The following is a 25,292-nucleotide window of genomic DNA, read 5'->3' as shown; positions in this document are numbered from 1 at the left end:
GCACCGAGCAGCGCTTGGTGGACGTAGCTTTTCAACTTGAGTGTGGTGTCCAGGAGGGCTGTTCGTCTGTTCGCTGGCGAACATAGTCCGCGTTCTTCGGATGTTCGTAGCAACGTCTGGAGTGACTGCTACTGGCTGATTGTTGCCTGTCGCCATCGGCAGCAATCGGAAGTGCTTTGCCAGAGTCATGGTCACGCAGTGCGCTGGTCAATCCGATGCAGTCGTTCACCCTCTCAGTGCAGGTTTACGGCTTTACCCAAACCTTTTTGGCGAGCACGCAAGAAACTCCAGCACTGCTGAAGTGCGCGTTGGTCTGCAATGATTTTTGGCGGCGAAGGCTACCCGTATTCAGGCGAGAAGACTCGATCATCCAATAACTCAGTGCGGCAATCGAGGTACTTCTCTGCCAAGTGGAGTAGTTAATCGATAACTTTGCACCGAAATGATGCAAAAAGGTCAGGAAAAAACATAAAAAAGCGTTTCAGCAAATAAACATTCTGTCGATAAAGGCTGGTCACATCATCGCCTGACCCTAGGGCAGCTTTCCAGCTACCCGAACACAAAGAGCAGCGTGCCCTGCGAGGAATAGAGTGAATAAATTTTTCGGTAATCTTAGCGTCAACCTCAAGCTGACTCTGGGCTTCGGTCTGGTGTTGGCCTTAACCACCGTTCTTGCCCTAACGGGCTGGACCAGCGTGGACAGCCTGGTGTACCGCATTGACCGAATGGGCAAAATCACTGAGTTGAATACGTTGCTGGGTAAAACACGCGTGGCCCGTCTGCAATACCTGCTGTCCAACGGCGACGAAGGCGCTGCCCAGAACGTGCAGACCAACCTGGATGCGTTCATCGCCCAGCAGCAAATACTGATCAACCTGTTCACACGCCCGGACAATCTCAAACTGCTCAAAGAACAAGCGGCCATTATCAGCAACTTCCAGCAATCGCTGAATAAGATGCGCGACGGGTATCGCGCCGCAAACAACGCACGGCAGGCCATGAGTGATAACGCCGAAGCAGTCGGTAAGCAGATCACGACGATCTACAGCAGCGTGGAGCAATTACCTCCGGACGACGCGGACCGTTTCGAACGTTTTCAGACCATTAGTCGCGCCAAGGAACAGTTTCTTCTGACCCGTTACGAAGTCAGCGCTTACACCGCGAACAGCACCCCGGATACTGAGCAGAAGGCTTCCAAGCAACTGAATGAAGCGATTGACGGCCTGAAACAGCTTAGTGATCACTTCAGCGCTACCCACCAGGATGCAGTGCGCCAGTTGGAAAGTGCCTTGGGCAACTACCGCACTTCCTTGCAGGCCTATAAAACGGCGAACAACGCCGTTACCCTGGCGGGCAAAGAAATGGTCGACCTGGGGCTCGATTTATATGCCCGCAGTGACGCCCTTTACCAGATACAACTGGACAGCCGCGACAGCGACATCGCCCAGACTCGCACGCTGCTGGTGGGCAGCACTTTGTTGGCCTTGCTGGTTGGCATCCTGGCCGCCGTCATCATCACACGCCAGATCACCCGTCCGATCCGCGAAACCCTCGGTGTCGTCGAACGCATTGCTGCTGGCGATCTCACCCGGAACCTGGTGGTCACCCGCCGCGATGAACTGGGCGTGCTGCAACAAGGTATCCAGCACATGAGCGAGACCCTGCGCAACCTCATCAGCGGCGTTCGCGACGGCGTGACACAGATCGCCAGCGCTGCGGAAGAACTGTCGGCCGTCACCGAACAAACCAGCGTCGGGGTCCATAACCAGAAAATCGAGACCGATCAGGTCGCGACTGCCATGCACGAAATGACCGCCACCGTGCAGGACGTCACGCGTAACGCCGAACAGGCCGCGCAAGCCGCCACAACGGCCGATGGCGAGGCTCGCGAAGGCAACAAAGTCGTTGGGGAAGCGATTGTGCAGATCGAACGCCTGGCTGAGGAAGTGGTGCGCTCTACCGAGGCGATGAGCCTCTTGCAGCAGGAAAGCAACAAAATCGGCAGTGTCATGGACGTGATCAAGACCGTGGCCGAGCAGACCAACCTGTTGGCCCTCAACGCCGCCATCGAAGCCGCCCGTGCCGGTGAGGCCGGTCGCGGTTTTGCCGTGGTCGCCGACGAAGTTCGTGGCCTGGCCCAGCGGACCCAGAAGTCCACCGAGGAAATCGAAGGGCTGGTCGCCGGTTTGCAGAGTGGCACCGAACAGGTGGCCAGCATCATGAGCAACAGCCGCAGCCTGACCGACAGCAGCGTGGCGCTGACTCGCAAGGCCGGTCTCTCACTGGAAAACATCACCCATACCGTATCGAACATCCAGTCGATGAACCAGCAGATCGCGGCCGCCGCCGGGCAACAAAGCACCGTGGCCGAAGAGATCAGTCGCAGCATCATCAATGTGCGCGATGTCTCCGAACAGACCGCCGCCGCCAGCGACGAAACCGCCGCCTCCAGCATCGCGCTGGCACGGCTGGGCAACCAGTTGCAAGTGATGGTCAGCCATTTCAAGGTTTGACGAAGCAGGTCGCTCCCACGCTTGGAATGGGAGCGATCATCTGATTCGACTGGCTACTTTTGGCCGAATCCAGCCCTTGAGAGCGTCAGCTTTTGGTCGTTTTCTGCCGGTCGCGACAGGCAGGAATCGGCCCAGAGTGTGTAAAAACGCCTTCGCGAACACTTGCTATGATTTCTGAGGATTTCATCGCAAGGATCGCCCATGAAGCGCTTCATCCAAGGTGAACATCGAGGCCAAGGCACCTTACTTCCCGAAAGCCTCGACGACTACGTCAGCAATACCAATCCGGTGCGCGTAGTCGACGTTTTTGTCGACGAACTCAACCTGGTCAGTCTGGGTTTTGAAGGTGCCATTCCAGCCGATACTGGCCGGCCTGCTTACCACCCCGCGATCATGCTTAAGATCTACATCTACGGCTATCTCAACCGCATCCAGTCGAGCCGACGTTTGGAGCGAGAAGCCCAACGCAATGTCGAACTGATGTGGTTGACCGGGCGTTTGATGCCGGACTTCAAGACCATCGCCAACTTCCGAAAAGACAATAGCAAGGCCATCCGAGGCGTCTGTCGCCAGTTCGTTGTGCTGTGTCAGCAATTGGGACTGTTCGGAGAACATCTGGTCGCCATCGATGGCAGCAAATTCAAAGCAGTCAACAACCGCGACCGCAATTTCACCAGCGCCAAACTGAAGCGGCGAATGGAAGAAATTGAATCGAGCATCAACCATTACCTGACGGCACTCGATGCTGCCGATCGGCAAGAACCAACAGCTTCCGAGCCCAGTGCCGTGAGGCTGGAACAGAAAATAGCCAAGCTCAAGACTCAAATGAAAGAGCTTCAGGCGATCGAAATCCAGCTCAATGAATCGCCGGATAAACAGGTCTCACTGACCGATCCAGACAGCCGCTCCATGATGACGCGCGGCACGGGAATCGTCGGCTACAACGTGCAGACAGCGGTCGATACTCAGCACCATTTGATCGTTGCCCATGAGGTGACCAACGTCGGTTCCGACCGCGATCAACTCAGCTCGATGGCCAAGCAGGCCCGCGAAGCGATGGCGTCAGATACGTTGTCGGTAGTGGCTGACCGAGGTTACTTCAAAAGCGAACAAATCCTGGCTTGTCACGATGCAGGCATCACCGCCTATGTGCCCAAGCCGTTAACCTCTGGAGCCAAAGCAGACGGGCGTTTCAATAACGATGCCTTCATCTATGACGCGGCAAAAAACGAATACATTTGCCCGGCTGGAGAGGCGCTGATCTGGCGCTATACCAACGTTGAAAAAGGCCTGGCGTTGCACCGTTACTGGAGTTCGAAATGCCGGGGCTGCGCAATGAAACCGCAGTGCACACCGAGCACGGAACGGCGGGTTCGACGCTGGGAGCATGAAGCCGTCCTGGAGGAAATGCAGAACAGGCTGAGCAACGCGCCGGAAATGATGCGGATCCGAAAACGGACTGTTGAGCATCCCTTCGGGACGCTCAAACAATGGATGGGTGCAACGCACTTCCTGACGCGAAAGCTGGCCGGGGTTAGTGCGGAGATGAGTCTGAACGTGCTCGCCTACAACTTGAAACGGGTCATGAAAATCATCGGTACCCATCACTTGATGAAGGCGCTAACGGCCTAAAAACCGGCCTGTTTTTACGTCTCCCGATGATCTGGCGCGTTGCTGGGGCGGTTTAGCTCATCAGGAAGGGACATCGTGCCTTGATCAGGCTACGAAGCCGGACAGCCGCTCAGCCTTGAAGATCGAAACGGGATCTAGCGTTTTTACACACTCTGGGCCATAAGGGGTCGGCCGTGACCGTGTGCTGTGGGCCGATTTCTGCCTGTTGCCATCGTCAGCTTTGGGTCGATCCAAGTCATACAGCCGCCAATCATCCGCCCCCGTGAAAGGCTTCGTTGGAAACCTTTTCTGATAGGGCTGAAGGGCGCACGTGTCAGTAAGACGCGTGCACGGGCTTTCCCTTATGGTTCTAACATGACGCCCGGGCGACCACCATGGGCCGGCAATGCCCAGGGCAGGATGCCTTCCTGGAATTCAAAAGTTCGGTATGTGCTGCGGGCACGATGAGGGCTTAGTTAACCATCACCTCGTCCAGTGCCTGCTCGAGGGTGCTGACCGTGCGCTCGATATTGTGCAGCTTTTCGAGTCCGAACAGACCGATGCGGAAGGTCTGGAAGTCGGCCGGCTCGTCGCATTGCAACGGCACTCCGGCGGCGATCTGTAGGCCGTGGTCGGCAAATTTCCTGCCGCTCTTGATGTCGGCATCATCGGTGTAGCTCACCACTACGCCAGGGGCCTGAAAGCCGGCTGCGGCTACGCTTTTGATGCCTTTGCCGGTCAACATTGCGCGCACCCGATCGCCCAGAGCCTGTTGTTCGCCGCGGACCTTGTCGAAACCGTAGGCTTGCGTCTCTTTCATCACTTCGTTAAACCGCGCGAGGGAATCACTGGGCATGGTCGCATGGTAGGCATGTCCGCCCTGTTCGTAGGCCTGCATGATCTGAAGCCACTTTTTCAGGTCGCAGGCGAAGCTGCTGCTATGCGTCTGTTCGATGCGCTCGAGGGCCAAAGAACTGAGCATCACCAGGGCGCAGCAAGGGGAGGCGCTCCAGCCTTTCTGCGGTGCGCTGATCAGCAGGTCGACTGCGCATTTCTGCATATCAACCCAAAGCGTGCCTGAGGCGATGCAGTCCAGCACGAACAGGCCACCCACCGCATGCACGGCGTCGCCGACGGCCCGCAGGTACTCGTCGGGCAGGATAATTCCTGATGAGGTTTCAACGTGGGGGGCGAAGACAATCTGCGGCTTCTGCGCCTGAATGGCTGCCAGCACTTCGTCCAGAGGGGGTGGGGCGTAGGCAGCCTGGCGACCAGTGTCGACCGGTCGGGCTTTCAGCACCGTGGTGGCCGCCGGGATGTTGCCCATCTCAAGGATCTGGCTCCAGCGATAACTGAACCAGCCGTTGCGTATCACCAGGCAGTGCTGGTCGGTGGCAAACTGTCGCGCCACGGCTTCCATGCCGAATGTGCCGCTGCCCGGGACCACCGCAACAGCCTGGGCGTTGTAGACCTGTTTCAGGGTCCTGGAAATGTTCTTCATCACGCCTTGAAATGACTGTGACATGTGGTTGAGCGAGCGGTCGGTGTAGACCACTGAGTACTCGACCAGCCCCTCGGGATCGATACTGGGATATAGCTTTGACATGGGGTGACTCCTTTGGCTGAGAACTCAGTGGTATCGACCCTGCCCTAAGCCTTGGCAAATGACAAGATTGCTCGGGATTGAATTGCGACTTGTGTCGAGCGGCTGGCATCATCAGGTCGATTACTGGACGTAGCAATGCTCGTGGGTGGCTGCTGAGTTGTGGGAGGGTGGGCCTTAAAGATTCCTACCTCCTTACGTTCGGTCGATAACGACCAGTTACGAAGGGCAGCAGTCCATCCATAGTGGCCCTCGGTGAGGGGCAGAAACCGGCCGATTCTGCTGATGATTCGCATGCTGGTCGTGGGCTATTGCTACGGCATTCGCTCCGAGCGGCGGTTGTGCGAGGAGGCCCATTTGAACCTGGCGTATCGCTGGTTCTGCCGGTTAAGCCTTGAAGATGAAGTCCCCAATCACACGACCTTTTCCAAAAATCGACACGGCCGTTTTCGGGACAGCGATCTGTTTCGCTGGCTGTTCAATGAAGTGCTGCGTCGCTGCATGGACGCAGGGTTGGTCAAAGGTGAAGGCTTTGCCGTGGACGCCAGCATCATCAAAGCGGATGCCAGCCGGCAGCGCGGTGTACCGGGCGATGAACCGGTCAACTGGAGCGATCCGGCCCTGAGCACCCGCGCCGTGCGTAAGTACCTTGAGGCGCTCGATGAGGAGGCCCTGGCTGAAACCCTGCCGCAGCGCCTATTGCTGACTGATCCTCAAGCCCGCTGGACCGCTGCTCCGGGAGGCCCAGCGTTCTTCGCCTATTCCACAAACTATCTGATCGATACCGAGCACGGCGTCATCGTGGATGTGGAACCCACACCGGCTCATCGAACGGCCTAGGTCGAGAGCACCAAGACCATGATCGAGCGTGTCGAAGCGCAGTTCGACATCAAGCCGGAGCGCCTCATCGGCGACACCGCTTACGGTACAGCGCCGATGCTGGCCTGGGATGGTGGAGGAAAAAGACATCGAGCCGCATGTGCCGGTGTGGGACAAAACCGAGCGCAAGAACGACAGTTTCTCGAGCAACGACTTCCACTGGAATGAGGAGACCGAGGAATACCGCTGCCCGGCCGGCAATGCATTGCGCAGCGAATGGCGAGCCTTCAAGAATGATCGTTCGCACGTCACCAAAGCCAACACCATCATCTTCCGATCCAGGCAGACTGACTGCGCCAATAGCAGACAGTGGCCGAATGTAAGAGCTAGCAAACGATCATGCGGATGCATAAATCAGCTAACAGCATTCCACAGGCGATAGGATTGGCTTTCTTCCAACGTACCCATTCGGTAAAAGTTGCTCAACTATTTGCACGCTCGCTGTTCATACCATTGTATGAACGCTTCGGCACTTACCGGTCGGCAGACGTGAAAACCCTGAGCCATATCGCAGTGGTAGTCACTCAGCGCATTGAGCACGTCGTCTGTTTCTACGCCTTCGGCGATGACCGCCATGCCAAGGTTATGACCCAGATCGACAACGCTTCGCACTATGAGCTCGTTGGCTTGATCGCTTTGCATGGCCAGTACAAAGGATTTGTCGATCTTGAGCTCGCTGATGGGCAAATCCTTCAATTGAGCCAGACTCGTATAGCCGACACCGAAATCATCGATGGCGATATGGATACCCATGGAATGTAATTGCCTCAAGATGGTTCGAGCAGCATAGGAATCGAGCATGATCGCGGACTCGGTCACTTCGAGCACGAGCATGTTTGGGGTCAAATTATAGTGTTCAAGTAGATCGACGATCTGCAACACCAACTTGTCGTCCAGCAGGTTGCGTGCAGAAATGTTCACGGCAACCGGTATGGATATCCCGATGTCAGCCCAGGCGCGCACCTGAGACAGCGCAAGGTTCAGCACGTATCGTGTCAAGGAGCCGATGACTCCGGTCAGTTCGGCAAACGGAATGAACTCATCCGGGTTCACGAGGCCGCGCACCGGATGCTGCCAGCGCACCAACGCCTCGACTCCGGTTACTTCTCCTGTGCTCAGACTGACCTTGGGTTGATACTCCAGGAATAATTCGCCGCGATCCAGACCTCGCCGCAGTTCGCCGAGCATGGCCAGGCGTTCCGGAGTGCGCCGATCCGCTCCCGGATCGTAGGCGAGGATGCCCTTGCTCTGCTTCTTGGCTGCATACATGGCGATGTCGGCGCGCTGCATGAGCGTCGAAGGATCGTCACCGTGCAGGCCCGAAACCACTACCCCAAAACTGGCCTCGACATCCAGTTCGACCCCATCGATTTCGAATGATGCGGTAATCGCCGCATGCAGCCGCCGCGCCGCTTTCAAGGCCCCATCCAGGCCTTCGACGGAGGGGAGCAGAATCGCAAACTCATCACCTCCCAAGCGGGCGACTGTGTCGATTTCCCGTGCTTCACTGAGCAAGCGCTTGCCCATCTGGTCAAGCAGGCGGTCCCCGTAGTGATGCCCCAGTGAATCGTTGACTTCCTTGAACCGATCAAGGTCAATCAGCAACAGGCCTGTGGTGGTTCCCAGGCGACGGCCCAGGCGCAGTGCCTGCTCGAAACGGTCGGCCAGCAGCGTTCGATTGGCCAGCCCGGTGAGTTTGTCATGCAGCGACGCGTGCAGGGCATCCTTGCGCTGACTGTCGAGCTCGTTACGAGTGCCCCGCAGCACCTGGGCGAACAAGCCGGCGAGAAGCAGCCCAGCGATAAAAACGATGGGAGTGGTATTGGCGTTGAAGGACTGCCGTTTACGCAGGTGCTCCAGCGCCACGATCGACTCCTGGTGGTGAGCGGCCGCTGCTTGCAGGACGACATTTTCAATCTTTTCGAATAGCGGGTCAGCCTCCTCATTATCGATCCAGCGCGCCAGCATGGAATCTCCACGCTCCACAGCGTCGAACATCTTGTAGATGCTTTCCAGATAAGGAACCAGTGAGGTACGAACATCCTCGACAAGCAAATGATCGGCAGGCGATCCGGAGTGGTGAATACGCGCCAGCGCCGTGCTCAGTTGCGCCGCGACGCTTTTGAAATTAAGAAGTATTTTAGGGCTGGGGTCCAGCCGATACTTATGCTCCAAAGACTCGGCGGCTAACACGGCAGTCGCCGCTGCTGAATAGTGGTCAGACAGAATGCTTGAGGCGATCGCCTCCTGCCCCAGGCGTCCAGTGGTTATGGCCGACCATACCGCAAAGCCGCTGATCGCCAGCAATACGATGACCAGACCAAGGCGCGCCCACCTGCTGGGAATTGATTTGCTCCAACGCAGGAAATTAAGCGTGGCTCTCACTTGCCCAAGGGCTTCAGGATCCTGCGGACGTGCTGGCGGTAAATTGCTCATACGCTACCTCATGTAGACGCGGCTGCTTCCATTCTTATTGGCAATTATCCACCAAAGTTTAAGCTTAGATGAAAAATTAAATTAACGTTGAAATGCTCGATAATTTTTGTACGGCATTCATTACACCTAATAAGAACTAACTGATAATGCTCAGAAATTTGAATTATTTATATTTAAATTAATTACTCAATCTCCACGCCATCTCATATTTATGCCATGAATTCTATTGGACCTAAGGCGTAGCTACTGGTGATCAAGCAAAAGAATCTGCAGCCTAGGCTGGCCCTGTGGCAATACGGGGGTTTGTCATTTCATTTTGTGCAAGGTTTTGCAAATAAATGCAGTGGGTTCGCACAGCGATACAGAAGGCGGTGACGGTGGGTGTTGGGGGAGAACTCCCGGTTTTGCTGGGCGAATATCTCGAAAATGGATTTCAGCATGTTGTCACAATCAGCCCACCATTATGAGGTGTGCATAACACCTTGGACCAAGTTGAACCGATCTGCCATCGAAGCCACAGCTGTGGGGACTGTGGCGTGTTGGAATGCAATAAGTTTAATATGATCGATATTTGCAGTGACTTAATACTTCTGTCCATTACAAGATTTTAAACCGAGATCATCCTCGGTCCCCAAGCGCGCGGATCCAACTAGAAACATTGTGAGCGCCCCCAAAGTCTCAAGCTGATTTATTATTGGGTCTTTAGCTGTTTTAATGACTTCTTTGGCTGTCCCAACATTCGCATTTGGCCAATTCTGTTGAAAAGTTCGGTCTGCCCAAACTGCCTGATCATTGAGTGGTGAAAACGCCTTTTTTGCACGCTGCTACGTGAAATCCGAGTCCGGAAGCCTCTGCCAAAATTAAAGATTTCAATCTTGGACGCGTACTTTTCTGACGTGCAAACCATGGCCGACTTTTTCAACAGAATCGGCCGAAAGCAGCCTTTCACAATGAGAGGCAAACGACCCAAATCAGTTACGAATTCAATCACTGATGAAACGTTCGCCCCAACGCATCCAGCCGAACAGCAATCGGCGGCAACCGCTGACTGCTCAGCGCCAGCGTTGCCACATCATCTGCCGTGTTCTGCGCAACGGTCTGCACCGACTGCAACCGCCCGACAATCTCGAAGCTCGCCGTGGACTGTTCGCGAGTGGTGCTACGATTCGCCCATTGAGTTCATCGATGTGCGAGATGTCGCTGCCAATCGCCTGCAACATCGTTGCCGCGAGTTGACTGTCTTCGACACAACGCTCTACGCCTTCGTGGCTGGCATGCATGGCCTCGACCACTTTGCGGCTGCCATGCTGCAAAGCCTCGATGATCGTCCTGATCTCCTTGGTAGAAATGGCCGTGCGCTGCGCCAGGCTGCGCACTTCATCGGCCACCACCGCAAAGCCCCGGCCTTGCTTGCCGGCGCGAGCGGCTTCGATGGCGGCGTTGAGGGCCAGCAGGTTGGTTTGTTCGGCAATGTTGCTGATGACTTCCAGCACCGTACCGATTTTCTCCGCTTGGCCTGCCAGCACCTGCACGGTTGAGTGAGTGCCTTCCAGGCGCGACGCCAACTGGGTGATTTCATGCTGGGCGCGATTGACACTTTCCTGCCCGCGAGTGAGCTGCACGCTGGCCTGGCCGGCATGTTCAGCGGCATGCTCGACGTGCACGGCGATGTGTTCCATCGCGTCGCCCATGCGCTGCACCGGCCGCGTCATCTGAGCAATTTCCGTCAACTGATGCCTGGCGCCTTTCTCCAGCGTAGTGCTCGCCTTGGCCAACTCGTGGCCCAATCGGCAGCCAGTCACGATAAAACGTCAACACCGCCAGCAACGCGAAAATCCCGAAGTGGGACTCAATGGCACCCTCAGCCTGATTGATGTGCAGCGCGGCCATGACCATCAAACCGAAGGCCAGAAAACACCGCATCAACCGCGTTCCGCCGATGGCGCGATACAACACCGTCAGCAAAAGGCTCGTACCACCGCCCACCACAAACGCCTGGGTAAACGTGTCGTTCCAGAACGCCAGGCCCAACGCGAAGAAGAACATCAGCCATATCAGGCCCAGCATGATCCGGTCGGCTTTGCGGTAGTGCTCAAGGAAGCGAGGGGGGAAGGGCATGCACGTCTACTCCATGTAATTGAGCCGGGGTGAAGAAGATATAGGCAAATGCCGATCAGGAAACCTGACACCAACCCTGTGGCGAGGGGATTTATCCCCGTTGGGTCGCGCAGCGGCCCCAGCGACCGCCCAAACAAACTGAATTGTCCGGATTGGCGACTGCTTCGCAGCCGAACGGGGCGGTGCGACGTTTCGCTAAATCCCCCCGCCACAGATCATTTGGAGCCACTAACTCCAGACCGACCTGCAGAGTCGGGGATTCCAATAGGTTGTCAGTTATGGGGGAATTGAGAGATCGTGGGGAGAGTAGCTGTTTGCCATCATTCTTTGCTGTGTCCGACGGCGCACGTGCAAAAAAATGGCAGATATAGAGGTAACTAATACTGAAATGACGCGGAAAAGATCTGTGCCCACCCCGACACAATGAGTAGCCAACCTGCCCACCAACCCTGCCAAGCATAAAATTCGCTGGCCAGTGAATAAAAACATTCCTTTGTAATCAATCATTTAGTCGTGTCGATTACGCGGCCCGCGCCTGACCAAGATAAAATTCTGCGCTGTAATATCACTTTAATATCAATCAGCTATGGTTCTTCATTTACTCGGCGCGATGATTTCAGAATGAACGCAGAACACTTCACCTTCATGCGTCCCAAGCTACCAAGAGATCATAAATGCGCAGGTGATTTGTGCAATGAGGCGCCTGCGATCGGCCTGGAGAGCACCAACACCCTCGTGATGGAAATTTTCACTGCGCAGCGGGAAATGGTGTGTCTAGCTGTGGTTGAAGACGCGCGCCCGGTAGGTTTAATCAACCGAAACATTTTTCTGTCGCAAATGAGCAAACCGTTTCACCGTGAGCTTTACGACAAAAAGAGCTGTATCGCCTTCATGGACAAGGAGCCGTTAATCGTAGATGCCGGGATGAGCATCGAAGAGTTGACGTTCAAGACTGTGGAATATGGTGAAAAGGCCCTCGCAGACGGCTTCATCGTGACGAAAGACGGCCACTTCATGGGGTTGGGAAATGGCTTGCAGCTGATGGCTGTGGTAGCTGCAATGCAAGCCGAAAAAAACCGCCAGATGATGCAAAGCATTGAGTATGCGAGTGTCATTCAGCGCGCCATGCTTCGGGCTTCTCGTGACGCCTTGGCGTCCACTCTGGATGACGCGGCATTGCTGTGGGAGCCACGGGACGTAGTCGGCGGCGACTTTTACCATTTTTGCGCCTACCCGGATGGATGGTTCGGTGCTATTGCAGACTGCACCGGTCATGGCGTTCCTGGGGCTTTCATGACCCTGATCGCCTCATCTTCTTTAACCCAGGCGCTTGCCCAGATAGGACCACGTGACCCTGCGAATCTCCTTTCGGCAGTCAATCGAGGCGTGAAAGGGCTGCTGGGGCAAGTCAACGGACTGGATGGCACCCCGGAGTCCGATGACGGCCTCGATGCTGCGTTCTTTTGGTTCGATACGGCCACTCAACTACTGAGTTTTGCGGGAGCCAGAATGTCGTTGAATGTGTTGAAGCCCGACGCCGACGAGCTTGAAACCATTGCCGGTCAACGTATGGGGGTCGGTTATGTTGACAGCGACTTCGACTATGCATGGAGGGTGAGTACCGTTCACATGCCGCCAGGAAGCCTTGTCTTCATCGTCACTGATGGCCTGACGGACCAGATTGGCGGACCCAAAAAGATCGCATTCGGTAAGCGCAAGGCGTTCGAAACGATACTGGAGCATCGCGATAAATCGTCAACGGTCATTTGCGAGGAGGTACAACGTACGCTTGCAGGTTGGCAGGGAGAACAAGCCCGTCGTGACGACTTGACCCTTTTTTGTGCCCGCATCAGGAACTAATAATGCTTAATACCCCCTCCGCGCATCACGACTGCACTTTCTTCGATTTGGCTCAACAGCGGAACGTCATTTTTTATCATATGGGCTATTTCTCGCACCATATCATTGCGGCGATGGCTGAAGTCGTGAAGCTGCAACTTGAAATTTCCGGAGTCAGTGGGCCGACGCGGCGCAAGTTGTTCTCATCCTTTATCGAGCTTTCCCAGAACATCATCCACTACTCATCGGATTCGTTGCAGGCTGCGGTTTCCGATGAGTCAGTGCTGCGCCAGGGCGCGGTGTGCATAAGCAAGGAAGGCGAACACCATCTGATGCTCTGCGCCAATCCCATCGCAACAACAGACGTCGATCGCTTGCGTGAGAAGCTTGAGCCCTTGCGCAACATGTCGCTTGAAGAGATCAAGCAGGCTTACAAAGTGACATTGCGGGCGGAGACTCCAGAAGACAGTAAGGGCGCCGGCTTGGGGTTTCTGACCATGGCGCGCGACGCTTGCGCGCCACTGGAGTTCGATTTCCACCCAAGAGCGGATGATCCCGAAACTACCTTGTTTTGTCTTAAAGCCATCATTTGAGTCGAGTGACACATTCGCTATGGATAATTTCTACATTGACGCCACCGCCACTTCGCCGGAAGTAGACTTCCGTTTCGATCAGAACCTTCTGTCGATAAAAGGCGAGTCCTATCCCGAAAACGCTGCTGCTTTTTATGCCCCCATCATCCACCACCTGCGCAGTTTTTTGCAGGGGCGTGAGGGGTCGACGATTACAACGAATATCGCGCTGGCCTATTTCAATAGCTCCAGCACAAAAATGCTGTTCAGCATTTTCGATGCACTTGATCGGGCGGCTCAGTCCGGCAACCAGATTGAAGTTAACTGGTACCACGATGAGGAAGACGAAACGATTTTTGAATTTGGCGAAGAACTGAAGGCCGACTTCACCTCGATTAATTTCAAAGATCATCCGATTACCACCTGAGGGGATAATAAAAAATGTCCGCTCCAGTCGCTTCCGTCAACACTTCGGGTGATTCTGCTTACGACCTGTTTAAAAGCGAGAATGATGCGCTTGAACACGCTCGCTCCATTTTGGCGTTGAGCGGGGCTGACGCCGAAGTGTATCGGTGTTCGCTTGCTGAAATGACTACACATTTCGAGCGTCTGATGCGGGAGACGCGCCGCCTGATCGGCCGTAGCGACCGGGCCGAGCGCGAAATGAACACCCTTAACGCGCAACTGCAAACGTTGGCTCGCCAACTGGAGTATCGCGCGACCCACGATGCCCTGACGGGTGTGTTGAATCGTGGCGCAGTGATTGATCTAACCGTACAGGCCCTGGAAAAATCCGGTGCCGTCATGGTCGTCCTGGACATTGACCACTTCAAGCAAGTGAACGACGAGTTCGGTCATCCTGCGGGGGATGCAGTCATTCAGGGAATCGTCGGCTGCCTGCGTCGGATCGTGGGGGATAGCGGAATAATCGGGCGAGTTGGCGGTGAAGAATTTACCGTACTGATCCCCGCCGGAGAAATCGCGGAAGGTTTGAGGCTTGCGGACTCCATGCGGGAGGCGATTGCATCTCATGTGTTTGGCAGTCCAGTGAACCGACGCATCACCGCGAGTTTCGGCGTTAGCGCCAGTCCAGTGGGAACCAGTTTCGATACCGCCTATGGCCTGGCGGATGAAGCGCTTTACCACGCGAAGCGCTCTGGCAGAAATCGTGTTGAGGCGGCGGACGAAGAGTAGAACTTCTGGGCGTTCATTGGTTTGGCTCACCACGCGTCCATTCAGACAATCCAGCCCTCGGGCGATATTCCGAAGTTCGCTGATGATCGCATTTCATTACGACTTCTTCGACGGGTAGTTGCCGCGCAAGCCCCCGGATTTGTTGCCGGTTTTGCTGGGCAGATTCGGCACCACCGGGCGGGATCTGGGTTGAGGGTTGGAGCGGCTGCGGGGTTGAGGTTGCTTGCTCATTTTTCGCCTCCTGATAAAGCTGGCCACTTGGCCACTTGGCTAGTGTGCTACGAGCTAGCAAAATCCGCAGCATGCAAGCGTAGACAAAAAGGGCGGGAACCAACATCGTCAATAGCGTCTAAATTTCAGAGAGATATCCCGCCACTCTGAAGGAACGACTCATGCACAGATCACGCTCATTGGTTGCCGCGATTACATGTCTTGCGCTGGTCTGCGGCTCAGCGACAGCAGCGGCCGATCCTGGTAATGGAAAGAGCCAGGGAAACGGCAAGGGAAACCCGCAGAACAGCCAAGCCCATGGCAATCAGGGCGGTCAGGGAAACAAAGGCAAAAACTCCGGCGGTGGCGATTGGGATCATGGCCCAAGCATCAATCGAGGCAGCATTCTTGGGATCGTTGGCGGATACAGGGACTACTGGAGTCCCGGCCCTGCGTTGCCTCCCGGTATTCAAAAAAACCTCGCTCGAGGAAAGCCTCTTCCACCCGGCATTGCGAAAAAGCTGGATGGTCGCTTGATCGGCAGGCTTCCGCATTATGATGGATACGAATGGCAGCAAGCGGGCACCGACCTGATACTGGTCGCGCTGGCAACCGGGCTCATCTACGAAGTCCTCAACGGGGCTTTTGATTAATACCTGAATGGCGAGTGTGGCGCTTTTCTGGCGGGTGCTGATGGGGTCAGTGCGCACCGCATTCCGTCTGTCGCAGGACTTGAACTGTCGGGGGGCAATTGCGTCTTAGCGCATGCGATATCAACCCTACGGAAGCAATCATGCTTTTAAAAAACAAGAGTTTCGTTGCTGTCATGTCATGCGCCATGATGCTTGCAGCCGCCCCATTACTCCCTGCTGGCCTCTCCATCATGAACGCCGCCTATGCGAAGGACGGTGGTGGTGGTAACGGAGGCGGCAACGGCGGTGGCAACGGTGGCGGTAATGGCGGTGGTCACGGCGGCGGTACAGGTGGTGGCCATAGCGGTTCAGATCACGGCAGCGCAAACAGTAATGGCCGCGGTAATGGACTGAGCAGCGATCATGCCGGGAAGGCTGTTCGCGACCGTGGCGAAAGCGGAAACCACTACGGCAATGATCGCAATGGTGAACGCGGTCATGGCGCAACGACGTCTGGCATCGCCCATTCCAAAGACACTCGCGGCGTGGCCAAAGCCAGTGCAATCTCGGCCTCGAAACCAGGGGATCACAACGCGAAAGGGTTGAGTAAAACCGGGACGTCGGTATCAAAGAAATCGCACTGATCAGCTTTATTCGCAGTACGCAACCCTGGACTAAACGGGCGCCTATTAAGGCGCCCGTTTTCATTTACGCCTACATCTGGTCAACACAGTGAAGCCAGATCTGGCTTGCCTTCGAACCCATGCCGGACACTTACCTTGCCAGCGCTACTCGTCCACGCTGATACCCGAACCTCCTGACTCCTTGGGGACATCCTTCAGTTTGGGCAATCCATCCTTGATGCGCAGCACGGACTCCTGATAGTGGACGTGAACGCCTGGCGAGTACTCGAGATCCGGGATGACCGCGGCATACACGTCGATGAGCCCCATCCCCGGGTGTTCAGTGAAGAGGTGCCCGCCGCATGTCTTGCACCACTTGCGGTAACTGTGCGGTGTCTTGTTGTAGGTGCCGATGTTGTCAGCACCCCGCGTCACTTGCACCGCCTCGGGTTTCCACAGCGTGAAGGCATTCACCGGCCCTGCTGACCAATGCCGACACGACTCGCAATGGCAATAGCCCATCGCGGCCGGCTCGCCGCTGACGGTGAACTCGACTGCGCCGCAAAAACAACTGCCTTTATAAGACCGTTCAATGTTCATGGCGTGACTCCTGATCAATTGTCAGGCGATACCGCCGGACATGGCATGGATCGCCTGAACGTTGTCTGCCTTCACCTGTCGATGTAACGCACCGTTGTCGCCGGTGTGCGCCGCACCTGCAATTCGAAAATGTCAGGGCGCGCGTAGTGCCCGGTGACGTCGAACGTCCGACGCGCTGGCGCCACGAGTGTGACGTCGATGTCCGCATACAGAATGCCGACCTCTCGGTGTAATGGACCGGCCACGATCCGGCCTTGCGGATTGACCACCACCGAATCGCCGTCGTTGATCCATTCGTCAGGATCGGGAAACAGTTGCGTACGCGCCGGGAAGTCGTCGGGGATGTCACTGCCGCGCAGCGAGGTGCCGCTGCCGAGCACCCAACAGCGGCCTTCGAGTGCAATGTGACGCATCGTGCTGATCCAGCCCTCGCCACTGTCGTACGTTGGTGCGACGTAGATCTCCACCCCTTGGGCATACAGTGAATAGCGTGCCAGCGGCATGTAGTTTTCCCAGCAGATGAGCGCACCAACGCGGCCGACCGGTGTATCGACCGTACGCAACCCGGACGCATCACCGAAGCCATGCACCATGCGCTCTGGATTCGTGGGCATCAGCTTGCGGTGTCGGTTGAGCACTGCGCCGTTCGCGCCGATAACGACTACGCTGTTATAGAGCGTGCCGCCACCATTGCACCGGTCGCATTCATTCATGCCGCACACGATCGTCACGGCGTGAACCCTGGCGGCCTCGCACAATGGGCTCAGGTCACCGTTCGTAATATCAACGGCGTTGGCCAGCAGCCGAGTGTGTAACTGGCCCATTACAGCCCCGTCTTTTCCCGCCGCCAGCCGCCAGATCCATGACGGGTAACCTGGAATGAACTGTTCGGGCAAAACGATCAGCGACGCTCCTGCCGCCGCAGCCTCGGCGACCGATTGCACGGCCCGGGCGATCGTCGCGCTGCGATCGAGCAGCACGGGCGGGCGCTGAATGATGGCTACCTTGGTCATGGCGTTCTCCTTTGACGGATAATGCTGTTCACTTAAGAAAATCTTCCGGCGGGCTAGAAGTCTGTGGCGAGGGGATTTAGCGAAACGTCGCACCGCCCCGTTCGGCTGCGAAGCAGTCGCTAATCCGGACAATTCAGCCTGTCTGGCCGGACGCTGGGGCCGCTTCGCGACCCAACGGGGATAAATCCCCTCGCCACAAATGTGGGCACCCGCACTTAAGTGAACAGCATTACCTTAGGTGGATGGCTTTCGAGGTTTCAGCGTGCGCGTGGCCAAGTGGCGGGGCTAGTTCAAAATCTGAAGTGTTTCAATTGCGGAGCCAAGGCAATGGAAGAAAGCTACGGTCAGTTCTGCACGGTCGCACGCGGTGCTGAAGCACTGTGCGAGCGCTGGACACCTTTGGTCGTGCGCGAACTGCTGTGCGGCAGTAAGCGTTTCAACGAACTGCACCGTGGTGTTCCCCGGATGTCCACCGGTTTGCTGGCACAGCGGCTGCGCCATCTGGAAGAAATCGGCGTCGTGCACCGGACGGCCACAGGCAAAGTCTGGGAGTACAGCCTGACGGAGGCGGGCGAGGAATTGCGCCCCATCATCATGGCGCTGGGTCATTGGGGCGCGCGCTGGATCGGCAGTCGCCTGCGCGATGACCAACTCGACGCGGGCCTGCTGATGTGGGACGTACGCCGGTTCGTGCGCATCGAAACGTTCCCGTCCCGACCGGTGGTCATCCACTTCAAATTCCACGACGCCCGGCCCGGCGAGCAAGCGTGGTGGCTCGTGGTTGAGCAGGGCGTGGCCGACCTGTGTCGCGACGACCCCGGACGCGAACTGACCCTCGTCGTGGACTCCAGCGTGCGCGCGTTGACCGAAGTGTGGGCGGGCGACCGCACGCCGCGGGAGGTACTTCAGTCGCGAGAGCTGCGGGTGGATGGCGCGGTGAAGGATGCGGAAAGTTTGTGGCGTTGGCTTGGTACGAGTGCGTTTGCGGGGACGCGGAGTGCGGCAGTGACTCGGTGATCTCGCCTGAGCCCGAGTCACGTTGACTGTTTGGAGTTAACCCGATGTTGAATTTGCTTTTCATCTGCAGCCAAAACCGACTGAGAAGCCCCACGGCCGAACACCATTTTGCTGACTGGCCGGGCGTGGAAACTGCGTCGGCGGGTATCAGCAACGATGCGTATGTTCCAGTCAGCCTGGAACTGCTGCGGTGGGCTGATCTGGTATTTGTCATGGAGCCGATTCATCGCAACAAACTGGTGGCTCGATTTGGTTCGGAGCTGGTGGAGAAGCGTGTTGTTTGTTTGGACATACCTGATGTTTATCAGTACATGGATCCGGAGCTGATCAAGGTATTGGATGCGAGGGTTACGCGGTATTTGCCTTCCTGAAGCGAGGGGCGGCCGTGCGTTTGATGTTGGTGACCCACTTTGATCATGGACATAAAAAACGGGCGCCTGGATGGCGCCCATTTCCATTTAATCCATCGCCCTAACCATGGCCGACCGCAGATAGCGGTTTTTACCGTATGAAAGGCTTCACATTTTATTTCACATACTGACTTGATGAAGAAGCGCTAATTTACTGGCCTCCAGAGGTTTTGTAGGCTCTGAAAACAAAATTATATTCACATTTTATTTCACATATTTTTATGAAATGACTTCGGTCAATGAGGTCGCGAATGGTCCCGTCAGCCGCGTTTACGCGCAGAGATAACTTCAGAAAATCGGGGCCGCATTGGTGGTGATGTCAGGCAAGTGAACAAACTGTAGGAGCGAGCTTGCTCGCGATGGACTAAAGAACGCCGCGTTTCCCTTCCCACAACCGCCGATGAACTGAAGAGAATGCTTGTCGCGAAGAGCAGGTCTGCACGAGAAGGAAGAGTCGCCGTTTTCGTGCTTGATCTCGTGCGATGCAACCCTAGCTGAAGACGAAGCTTGTGGCAGTAAGGTCTCTGCTTCATCTGCAACACTCCTTCTGCTTACACAGAATTTAGTTGTGTTGCGTCGACCGGTTGAATCCACAGCCGAAAGCGGACAAGAGTTATGCCGCAGAATAAAGATGTCAGATATTTTTATAGTCGAACAAAAAACGGGCGCCTTCAGCGCCCGTTTTCATTCACTCCTTCGTCTGCGCCCGCAATCGCCGACCGATTACATCCATCAAGTCACAACCATCCCGCAACGGAATAGCCAGCAGCTGAGAAAAGTCCTTCAGCACAACCGTGTCGCAACCAAGCTCGGCGCGAAAGGCGATGTTTTCCAGCACCTGTGTGACCGTCCGAATTCGGTAATCAGCCGCAGCTTGCAGAACGTCGAGTGGGGCTTGGGTATCAATGAGCAGGGAGGCCGGGATCAGGTCGATTCCGGTGAGGGGCATGTATCTTTCCATAGATGAAACTCCGATCAGGACAAAGGTTGACTGCTCCTCAATCGTCGCCAAACGAATGGGTGACAGCTGTACGCAGGTTGGCGAACCGGGATCGGGATACCGGCAGACCCGAAGGTCTCCCGCGCACAGCTGCCATAAAGACAACTTTGCGGGCATGCAAAAGCGACTGCATTAAAGCACAGCGCTTTTGCATCCGACCGATCAGGTCGCCAAACCCGAATCGCCATTTGGGCGACGGGTCGGACTATAAGCTTCATCAAAACGGTAGGGAAGGTGACGCATTCCGAGGTTTGTGTAGGAATTTTTATGCCGTCCTAGGACCAATAATCAACGTTGCTGAATTGATCAAAACAGCGCCGAAACATTCATCCAACTTTGTTCATCGCCGCTAACGCTATCCTCTAGAATCCAACCCCGCATTCGAGCTGGACGCCCACCCAATGCAAACCCCATCCACCCAACACCCACTCTGGAAAACGTACCTCCTTTTCCTAGCCCCCATGGTCCTCTCCAATTTCCTCCAATCCATGTCCGGCACCGTCAACAGCATCTACATCGGCCAAATGCTCGGCACCCAAGCCCTGGCGGCCGTCTCCGGCATGTTCCCCATCGTCTTCTTCTTCATCGCCCTGGTCATCGGCCTCGGCGCAGGCGCCAGCGTGCTCATCGGCCAAGCCTGGGGCGCGCGTGAACCTCATCTGGTCAAAACCATCGCCGCCACCACCTTGCTGCTGGGCGCAATCATCGGCCTGACAGCGGCGGTATTGGGCAGCGTGTTCGCACGCCCAGCCTTGCAGGGCTTGGGCACTCCGGCCGACGTACTGGACGACGCCGTGTCTTACGCCCACGTAATGATGTGGATCATGCCGTCGCTGCTGGTCTACGTGCTCTTCACCCAGCTACTGCGCGGGGTAAGCGATACGATGTCGCCGCTGATAGCGTTGGTGGTGTCGACCTGCATCGGGTTAGCACTAACGCCGGCGTTGATTCGGGGATCGTTCGGGTTGCCGATGTTGGGGATTCAGAGTGCGGCGTATGCGGGGCTGGTGGGTAACCTGTCAGCGATGGGGTGGCTGGCGTGGCGGCTGATCAGCAAGGGGCATCCGTTGGCGCCGGATCGGGAGATGTTTGCGGCGATGCGGCTGGATCGGGTGATTCTCGGCAAGGTGTTGCGCATCGGGTTACCGACCGGGTTGCAGATGGTGGTGTTGTCGGTGTCGGAGTTGGTGATTCTGGCGCTGGTGAATCAGCACGGTTCGCAGGCGACGGCGGCGTATGGGGCGGTGACGCAGATCGTCAATTATGTGCAGTTTCCGGCGTTGTCGATTGCGATCACGGCGTCGATTCTTGGGGCGCAGGCGATTGGGGCAGGGCGCATCGAGCGCATTGGGCCGATTCTGCGCACGGGGTTGTTGATCAATGTTTGCCTGACCGGTGGGTTGGTGGTGTTGGGTTACCTGTTGTCGCACTGGTTGCTGGGGTTGTTTCTTACGGACGATTCGACTCGGGCGAAGGCCGAGCACTTGTTGCACATCATGCTGTGGAGCCTGTTGGTATTTGGCTTTCAGGCGATCATCGGTGGGATCATGCGCGCTAGCGGGACGGTGTTGGTGCCGATGGCGGTTTCGATTGTGTGCGTGCTTGGGGTGCAGTTGCCGATGGCGTATGTGCTGGACGGGCAGTTCGGGTTGCAGGGTGTGTGGATGGCGTTTCCGGTGGCGTACCTGGGGATGCTGCTGTTGCAGACGGCGTATTACAAGATGGTTTGGCAGCATCAGAAGATTGAGCGGTTGGTGTAAATTGGATCATTGTGTTTCAATCATGAAACATTATAAGTATGACTTATTAGTTCTGAATGCGATCCGGTCTCTATCGCTGTTTTCGTTAGTGACATAACAACTAGTGGATCCAATAAAAGAATCTCAAGCGCCATGTAATCAAGCAGGCCAGTTGTTGCGCGGCTTTCGGAGAAGTTAGAGGTTTCCCATCAACAAAAGTTGCACCTACCCAAGTAACCGTTTGTCGGTAGTCTGCTCAAAAAATGAACATTTGAGCTTTGATGCCCTCTGATACTTCAGCACGTCACCATGACCTGCTCCTGCAAGCGCAGAAAAAGAAGTGGAAAATGAACCTCATATGCATTGACTGCAAATGAGGATTTTTTTACCTGAAATTCAGGAGCCAACACATAGCCGGTTGTTCTTTGCCACGCAAATCAATCGGTTCAGCCGTGCCAGGTCTCTGATTTGGCTTGTCTTGCATCAGTCGGACCGCACAGGGTTTTTAACTTGATTAATGCCCCGTCAAACTAATGGTCTGGACTGTAGAAACAGGTGGAGATATTACCCGTGACAATAAATACAATTATGAGTTTGGTTGAAAACAAAGAATGTATGGAGTTTGTGCGGTTGGGTGTTGTTTATGCGCACTTGGTCGCTTGTTGTGTTGCCATTGGTTTGGTGTTGACCAGTGATATTGCCATGGTTAAGAATTTGTTGAAGGGTAAAGTATTGTCGGAGCACGATAATGCTCATCTGGAAAGTCTTCAGACGTCTGTAGTCGTTGCGTTGGTTGCTTTGTGGGTCACTGGTATTGCCATTGTGGGTATTGATTACCTGGAAAAAGGAATCGAATACTTCAAGAATCCAAAGCTTCAAGCCAAAGTGATCATTGTCATGTTGCTGACTTACAACGGCATCTTGTTGCATCGCTTGGTGTTGCCGGCCATGCAAAAGGCCGGCTCGCTGCTCAAGCTCGGGTTTAGCGCCCGGATGCTGGCGCTGTTTTGCGGTTCGCTGTCGGCCGTGTCCTGGATGTATGCCGCTCTGCTGGGCGTCGGACGCCCGTTGGCCTGGAAGTATTCACTTTCCGAATTGTTGATGGCGTATCCGCTGTTGATTGCACTGGGTTTCCTGACGATGCTGGCATTGACTCAGCGAGGGAGACAACAGCACAACGTTGTGGTGTCTCAGCGGACCGTTGCGAGTGCTTGTTAGGCTTTAGCATTGGCTGAACTTCCCGGAAGTCGCCGGTTTTAAAAAGAGGGCCATCCGTAACAGGGTGGCTCTTTTTTTATGTGCGTCAAAAGTTGCGGCAGTGCTCAGGTTGCTTTCGCCAGCAAGCCGGCTCCTACAGAGATCGGGATGGTCCGAGGGCGGCGTGAACATAGGTGTTACTGGTCCAAACAGGCGGGTGGGGTGATGCTTAACTTAAGGGATGTCTGTGGCGAGGGAGCTTGCTCCCGCTTGGGGGCGTAGCACCGCAACGGCTTCTGTTTGTGGTTCAAGCGCCTGGAGGCTGACGCTTCAAGACCAAGCCGGTGCCCGAAACCCTTCCTGACGACCCTATTTTGCTGAAACAGCTTTTGCTGTTGCTGCATAAGCAGATGTTTTCGAAGGACAAGGAAATGTCTGCCAAGGATGAGCAGATCGAGCGTCTATGGGCGCATCGTTCGAGGGTTCTGACGACGATCAGACGCTTGATGCCAAAAAGAGGCGGAGAGTTGATTCTGGCAAGCGATGAGCAGACATTTTTTTGCGATTTACTCTGATACGCTGCTGAAACCCTCGTTTACAGGAGTTTTTCGCATGATTGGCAAGTTAATTTCGACGGGTTTCAGTTTGGCCACCTTGCCCGCCCGCCTGACTTTTCGCAGCGTCCGCGCCTTGGCCATGACGCCTGCCGAAGCCAGCCGCCTGCTGGCGGACATGCGTCAGGCATCGGATCAGGCGGTGCAGGAACTCCAGGGGCTGTTGGCCAACGTCGATGCGGACATGACCCACAAAACGGCGCACCTCAGTGCTGCCGACAGGCGCCTGGCAGCCGAGCTGGCCCTGCACGCCGCCGAACAACACCTGAACATGGCCGTGATCAACATTCTGCGGGCTGTCTGGCTGACGCTTCACTCGACGCCGAACTTGCCGCCAAGCGAGCTTGATAAGCGGCTTGAACAGACACGTAACGACTAACAGACCGTCCGGCGGTTCAGTCGATCCGAGCGAGAAATGGGAGCTCAGCATCCTTGAATCGGCGCTTCATGTGCAGGTGGGGTTTATGGAGCGCTTACGTAGCACTCATGAGAATCTGCGTCTGTGGCGTATTTTTGGGGCTGCTGCGCAGCCCAGCGTCGGAACGCCGCCCGGAGCAAGCTCGCTCGCCACAATAAACTTGCTTGCCACAAGAGGTAGGCAGGACTGAAGCAGTCAGGCGTGATCGCCTGGGGAGGTTTTCAGCATGAATCCTTCATCGCCAACCATCCTGCAAGACCGCGCCGCTGCCGGTCGGCGGCTGGTGGCGCCGTTGCTCAAGTACGCGCATCGCCCTGATGTCATTGTTCTTGCCTTGCCCCGGGGCGGTGTGCCGGTGGCTTATGAAGTGGCGTCGGCGCTGGACGTTCGCCTCGACCTGATGCTGGTGCGCAAACTGGGCGTTCCGACCCATCAAGAGTTGGCGATGGGCGCGATTGCCAGCGGCGGTATTCAGATTCTCAATGAGCATGCGCTGCGGGCGCACCCGATTGACAAGGCGACGTTCGATGCGGTGGTCGAGCGGGAAACCCGGGAGTTGTTGCGGCGTGAGCAGGCATACCGCGGAACGCGCGCGCCGGTGCAGCTCAAGGATCAGGTGGTGATCCTGATCGACGACGGCCTGGCGACAGGCGCTTCGATGATGGCCGCGATCCATGCGGTGCGGGTGCATACGCCGGCGCGCATTGTTGTCGCGGTACCGGTGGCGCCGGTTGAGACGGCGGAGGCATTGCGCAGTGAGGTGGATGAGTTGGTGTGCCCACTCACCGCCGAATGGTTCATGTCGATCGGGCATTGGTACATGGATTTTTCCCAGACTTCGGATGCCGAGGTCATCACGTTGTTGCAGCGGGCCTGGCAGAAAGAGGCCAGCCGCGCGGGGCAGAGCTCCGGTCAAGAATGACAACGTTCAACACGCTCACTGCAAACAGCCGTTCAGGGCTCACGGAATGAACCCGTATCGATAGGGTCAACCAGTAAGACTCCCCTCGGACAATTGCCATGTCTAGCAGCTGCCGCATTTCCATCAAGGCGC

23 protein-coding genes and 2 pseudogenes are annotated in these 25,292 nt (G+C 56.1%); 17 read left to right on the top strand and 8 right to left on the bottom strand.

The genetic code is table 11. The annotated features are described in order from the left end of the window. Window positions 1-725 precede the first annotated feature (725 nt). The 3 genes and pseudogenes from ACA073_RS15895 to ACA073_RS15885 all read left to right on the top strand — a co-directional run. Window positions 726-1,607, top strand: a pseudogene (locus tag ACA073_RS15895) (methyl-accepting chemotaxis protein); the annotation flags it as partial. Window positions 1,608-1,649: 42 nt separating this feature from the next. After that, window positions 1,650-2,513 carry a methyl-accepting chemotaxis protein gene (locus tag ACA073_RS15890; RefSeq protein ID WP_497404116.1) on the top strand — a complete coding sequence of 288 codons (864 nt, stop codon included), beginning with the start codon at window positions 1,650-1,652 and terminating at the stop codon, window positions 2,511-2,513. Between the two features lie 201 nt (window positions 2,514-2,714). Then, on the top strand, window positions 2,715-4,145 hold the full coding sequence (locus tag ACA073_RS15885; RefSeq protein ID WP_497397600.1) for an IS1182 family transposase: 1,431 nt from the start codon (window positions 2,715-2,717) through the stop codon (window positions 4,143-4,145). A gap of 451 nt (window positions 4,146-4,596) precedes the next feature. On the opposite strand, the gene ACA073_RS15880 is transcribed toward ACA073_RS15885, so the two are convergent. After that, window positions 4,597-5,730, bottom strand: a complete 1,134-nt coding sequence (locus ACA073_RS15880; RefSeq protein WP_497397598.1) for an aminotransferase class V-fold PLP-dependent enzyme — start codon at window positions 5,728-5,730, stop codon at window positions 4,597-4,599. 279 nt (window positions 5,731-6,009) lie between these two features. Here ACA073_RS15880 and ACA073_RS15875 point away from each other — a divergent pair. Then, window positions 6,010-6,904: pseudogene (locus ACA073_RS15875) on the top strand (transposase); the annotation flags it as partial. 128 nt (window positions 6,905-7,032) lie between these two features. Here ACA073_RS15875 and ACA073_RS15870 read toward each other — a convergent pair. The 3 genes from ACA073_RS15870 to ACA073_RS15860 all read right to left on the bottom strand — a co-directional run bounded on the left by ACA073_RS15870 (window position 7,033) and on the right by ACA073_RS15860 (window position 11,160). After that, window positions 7,033-9,042 (bottom strand): putative bifunctional diguanylate cyclase/phosphodiesterase, encoded by a 2,010-nt coding sequence (locus ACA073_RS15870; RefSeq protein ID WP_497397596.1) that lies wholly within the window; start codon window positions 9,040-9,042, stop codon window positions 7,033-7,035. A gap of 1,052 nt (window positions 9,043-10,094) precedes the next feature. Continuing rightward, window positions 10,095-10,721, bottom strand: a complete 627-nt coding sequence (locus ACA073_RS15865; protein ID WP_497404114.1) for a methyl-accepting chemotaxis protein — start codon at window positions 10,719-10,721, stop codon at window positions 10,095-10,097. After that, window positions 10,684-11,160, bottom strand: coding sequence for a hypothetical protein (locus ACA073_RS15860; protein WP_497397594.1), 477 nt, complete (start codon window positions 11,158-11,160; stop codon window positions 10,684-10,686). Before ACA073_RS15860 ends, ACA073_RS15865 begins: the two co-directional genes overlap by 38 nt. A gap of 645 nt (window positions 11,161-11,805) precedes the next feature. On the opposite strand from ACA073_RS15860, the gene ACA073_RS15855 reads away from it, so the two are divergent. The 4 genes from ACA073_RS15855 to ACA073_RS15840 are packed head-to-tail and all read left to right on the top strand — an operon-like array spanning window position 11,806 to window position 14,765. Beyond that, complete coding sequence (locus ACA073_RS15855) at window positions 11,806-13,020, top strand: SpoIIE family protein phosphatase (RefSeq protein WP_497404112.1); 1,215 nt, start codon at window positions 11,806-11,808, stop codon at window positions 13,018-13,020. A gap of 2 nt (window positions 13,021-13,022) precedes the next feature. After that, window positions 13,023-13,592: a SiaB family protein kinase gene (locus ACA073_RS15850; protein ID WP_497397592.1), complete on the top strand. Its 570-nt coding sequence runs from the start codon at window positions 13,023-13,025 to the stop codon at window positions 13,590-13,592. Between the two features lie 19 nt (window positions 13,593-13,611). Then, the gene (locus ACA073_RS15845; protein WP_497397590.1) at window positions 13,612-13,998 is read left to right on the top strand and encodes a DUF1987 domain-containing protein; all 387 of its coding nucleotides are present in this window, start codon (window positions 13,612-13,614) and stop codon (window positions 13,996-13,998) included. Window positions 13,999-14,012: 14 nt separating this feature from the next. Further along, window positions 14,013-14,765 (top strand): GGDEF domain-containing protein, encoded by a 753-nt coding sequence (locus ACA073_RS15840; protein ID WP_497397588.1) that lies wholly within the window; start codon window positions 14,013-14,015, stop codon window positions 14,763-14,765. 96 nt (window positions 14,766-14,861) lie between these two features. Here the strand turns inward: ACA073_RS15840 and ACA073_RS15835 are convergent, their stop codons facing one another. Then, a complete protein-coding gene (locus ACA073_RS15835) occupies window positions 14,862-14,996 on the bottom strand; it encodes a hypothetical protein (protein WP_008039554.1) in 135 nt (44 codons plus the stop codon). A gap of 161 nt (window positions 14,997-15,157) precedes the next feature. Between ACA073_RS15835 and ACA073_RS15830 the strand changes: the two genes are divergently transcribed. Together ACA073_RS15830 and ACA073_RS15825 are read left to right on the top strand one after the other, a co-directional pair. Further along, window positions 15,158-15,628 carry an anti-virulence regulator CigR family protein gene (locus ACA073_RS15830; protein WP_497397585.1) on the top strand — a complete coding sequence of 157 codons (471 nt, stop codon included), beginning with the start codon at window positions 15,158-15,160 and terminating at the stop codon, window positions 15,626-15,628. A gap of 140 nt (window positions 15,629-15,768) precedes the next feature. Beyond that, entirely contained in the window at window positions 15,769-16,251 is a 483-nt protein-coding gene (locus tag ACA073_RS15825; RefSeq protein ID WP_497397583.1) for a hypothetical protein, read from the top strand. Between the two features lie 144 nt (window positions 16,252-16,395). Here the strand turns inward: ACA073_RS15825 and ACA073_RS15820 are convergent, their stop codons facing one another. Together ACA073_RS15820 and ACA073_RS15815 are read right to left on the bottom strand one after the other, a co-directional pair. After that, window positions 16,396-16,830, bottom strand: a complete 435-nt coding sequence (locus ACA073_RS15820) for a GFA family protein (RefSeq protein ID WP_497397581.1) — start codon at window positions 16,828-16,830, stop codon at window positions 16,396-16,398. 71 nt (window positions 16,831-16,901) lie between these two features. Then, window positions 16,902-17,843, bottom strand: a complete 942-nt coding sequence (locus ACA073_RS15815) for a carbon-nitrogen hydrolase family protein (protein WP_497397579.1) — start codon at window positions 17,841-17,843, stop codon at window positions 16,902-16,904. Window positions 17,844-18,170: 327 nt separating this feature from the next. Here ACA073_RS15815 and ACA073_RS15810 point away from each other — a divergent pair, with 327 nt between their 5' ends. Both ACA073_RS15810 and ACA073_RS15805 read left to right on the top strand, forming a co-directional pair. Further along, window positions 18,171-18,860 (top strand): winged helix-turn-helix transcriptional regulator, encoded by a 690-nt coding sequence (locus ACA073_RS15810; RefSeq protein ID WP_497397577.1) that lies wholly within the window; start codon window positions 18,171-18,173, stop codon window positions 18,858-18,860. A gap of 44 nt (window positions 18,861-18,904) precedes the next feature. Continuing rightward, window positions 18,905-19,231: a low molecular weight protein tyrosine phosphatase family protein gene (locus ACA073_RS15805; protein ID WP_497397575.1), complete on the top strand. Its 327-nt coding sequence runs from the start codon at window positions 18,905-18,907 to the stop codon at window positions 19,229-19,231. A 727-nt stretch (window positions 19,232-19,958) separates the two neighbouring features. Here ACA073_RS15805 and ACA073_RS15800 read toward each other — a convergent pair. Then, window positions 19,959-20,231, bottom strand: a complete 273-nt coding sequence (locus ACA073_RS15800) for a hypothetical protein (protein WP_223450319.1) — start codon at window positions 20,229-20,231, stop codon at window positions 19,959-19,961. 440 nt (window positions 20,232-20,671) lie between these two features. Between ACA073_RS15800 and ACA073_RS15795 the strand changes: the two genes are divergently transcribed. The 5 genes from ACA073_RS15795 to ACA073_RS15775 all read left to right on the top strand — a co-directional run bounded on the left by ACA073_RS15795 (window position 20,672) and on the right by ACA073_RS15775 (window position 25,160). Beyond that, entirely contained in the window at window positions 20,672-22,030 is a 1,359-nt protein-coding gene (locus ACA073_RS15795) for an MATE family efflux transporter (RefSeq protein ID WP_497397573.1), read from the top strand. Window positions 22,031-22,579: 549 nt separating this feature from the next. Next, window positions 22,580-23,227: a hypothetical protein gene (locus ACA073_RS15790; protein ID WP_497397571.1), complete on the top strand. Its 648-nt coding sequence runs from the start codon at window positions 22,580-22,582 to the stop codon at window positions 23,225-23,227. Between the two features lie 323 nt (window positions 23,228-23,550). After that, window positions 23,551-23,781 (top strand): hypothetical protein, encoded by a 231-nt coding sequence (locus tag ACA073_RS15785; RefSeq protein WP_497397569.1) that lies wholly within the window; start codon window positions 23,551-23,553, stop codon window positions 23,779-23,781. A 37-nt stretch (window positions 23,782-23,818) separates the two neighbouring features. Beyond that, window positions 23,819-24,199 (top strand): hypothetical protein, encoded by a 381-nt coding sequence (locus ACA073_RS15780; RefSeq protein WP_497397567.1) that lies wholly within the window; start codon window positions 23,819-23,821, stop codon window positions 24,197-24,199. 265 nt (window positions 24,200-24,464) lie between these two features. After that, window positions 24,465-25,160, top strand: a complete 696-nt coding sequence (locus tag ACA073_RS15775; protein ID WP_497397565.1) for a phosphoribosyltransferase — start codon at window positions 24,465-24,467, stop codon at window positions 25,158-25,160. Window positions 25,161-25,292: the final 132 nt, after the last annotated feature.

This window comes from Pseudomonas sp. LBUM1670 (genome assembly GCF_059695695.1).
This window is presented reverse-complemented; position numbering and strand designations above follow the sequence as displayed.

Bases quoted from the DNA above. Each gene is read 5' to 3' on its own strand.
- ACA073_RS15890 (WP_497404116.1), top strand. From the start codon at position 1,650: ATGAGCGAGACCCTGCGCAACCTCATCAGCGGCGTTCGCGACGGCGTG.
- ACA073_RS15885 (WP_497397600.1), top strand. From the start codon at position 2,715: ATGAAGCGCTTCATCCAAGGTGAACATCGAGGCCAAGGCACCTTACTT.
- ACA073_RS15880 (WP_497397598.1), bottom strand. From the start codon at position 5,730: ATGTCAAAGCTATATCCCAGTATCGATCCCGAGGGGCTGGTCGAGTAC.
- ACA073_RS15870 (WP_497397596.1), bottom strand. From the start codon at position 9,042: ATGAGCAATTTACCGCCAGCACGTCCGCAGGATCCTGAAGCCCTTGGG.
- ACA073_RS15865 (WP_497404114.1), bottom strand. From the start codon at position 10,721: ATGGAACACATCGCCGTGCACGTCGAGCATGCCGCTGAACATGCCGGC.
- ACA073_RS15860 (WP_497397594.1), bottom strand. From the start codon at position 11,160: ATGCCCTTCCCCCCTCGCTTCCTTGAGCACTACCGCAAAGCCGACCGG.
- ACA073_RS15855 (WP_497404112.1), top strand. From the start codon at position 11,806: ATGCGTCCCAAGCTACCAAGAGATCATAAATGCGCAGGTGATTTGTGC.
- ACA073_RS15850 (WP_497397592.1), top strand. From the start codon at position 13,023: ATGCTTAATACCCCCTCCGCGCATCACGACTGCACTTTCTTCGATTTG.
- ACA073_RS15845 (WP_497397590.1), top strand. From the start codon at position 13,612: ATGGATAATTTCTACATTGACGCCACCGCCACTTCGCCGGAAGTAGAC.
- ACA073_RS15840 (WP_497397588.1), top strand. From the start codon at position 14,013: ATGTCCGCTCCAGTCGCTTCCGTCAACACTTCGGGTGATTCTGCTTAC.
- ACA073_RS15835 (WP_008039554.1), bottom strand. From the start codon at position 14,996: ATGAGCAAGCAACCTCAACCCCGCAGCCGCTCCAACCCTCAACCCAGA.
- ACA073_RS15830 (WP_497397585.1), top strand. From the start codon at position 15,158: ATGCACAGATCACGCTCATTGGTTGCCGCGATTACATGTCTTGCGCTG.
- ACA073_RS15825 (WP_497397583.1), top strand. From the start codon at position 15,769: ATGCTTTTAAAAAACAAGAGTTTCGTTGCTGTCATGTCATGCGCCATG.
- ACA073_RS15820 (WP_497397581.1), bottom strand. From the start codon at position 16,830: ATGAACATTGAACGGTCTTATAAAGGCAGTTGTTTTTGCGGCGCAGTC.
- ACA073_RS15815 (WP_497397579.1), bottom strand. From the start codon at position 17,843: ATGACCAAGGTAGCCATCATTCAGCGCCCGCCCGTGCTGCTCGATCGC.
- ACA073_RS15810 (WP_497397577.1), top strand. From the start codon at position 18,171: ATGGAAGAAAGCTACGGTCAGTTCTGCACGGTCGCACGCGGTGCTGAA.
- ACA073_RS15805 (WP_497397575.1), top strand. From the start codon at position 18,905: ATGTTGAATTTGCTTTTCATCTGCAGCCAAAACCGACTGAGAAGCCCC.
- ACA073_RS15800 (WP_223450319.1), bottom strand. From the start codon at position 20,231: ATGGAAAGATACATGCCCCTCACCGGAATCGACCTGATCCCGGCCTCC.
- ACA073_RS15795 (WP_497397573.1), top strand. From the start codon at position 20,672: ATGCAAACCCCATCCACCCAACACCCACTCTGGAAAACGTACCTCCTT.
- ACA073_RS15780 (WP_497397567.1), top strand. From the start codon at position 23,819: ATGATTGGCAAGTTAATTTCGACGGGTTTCAGTTTGGCCACCTTGCCC.
- ACA073_RS15775 (WP_497397565.1), top strand. From the start codon at position 24,465: ATGAATCCTTCATCGCCAACCATCCTGCAAGACCGCGCCGCTGCCGGT.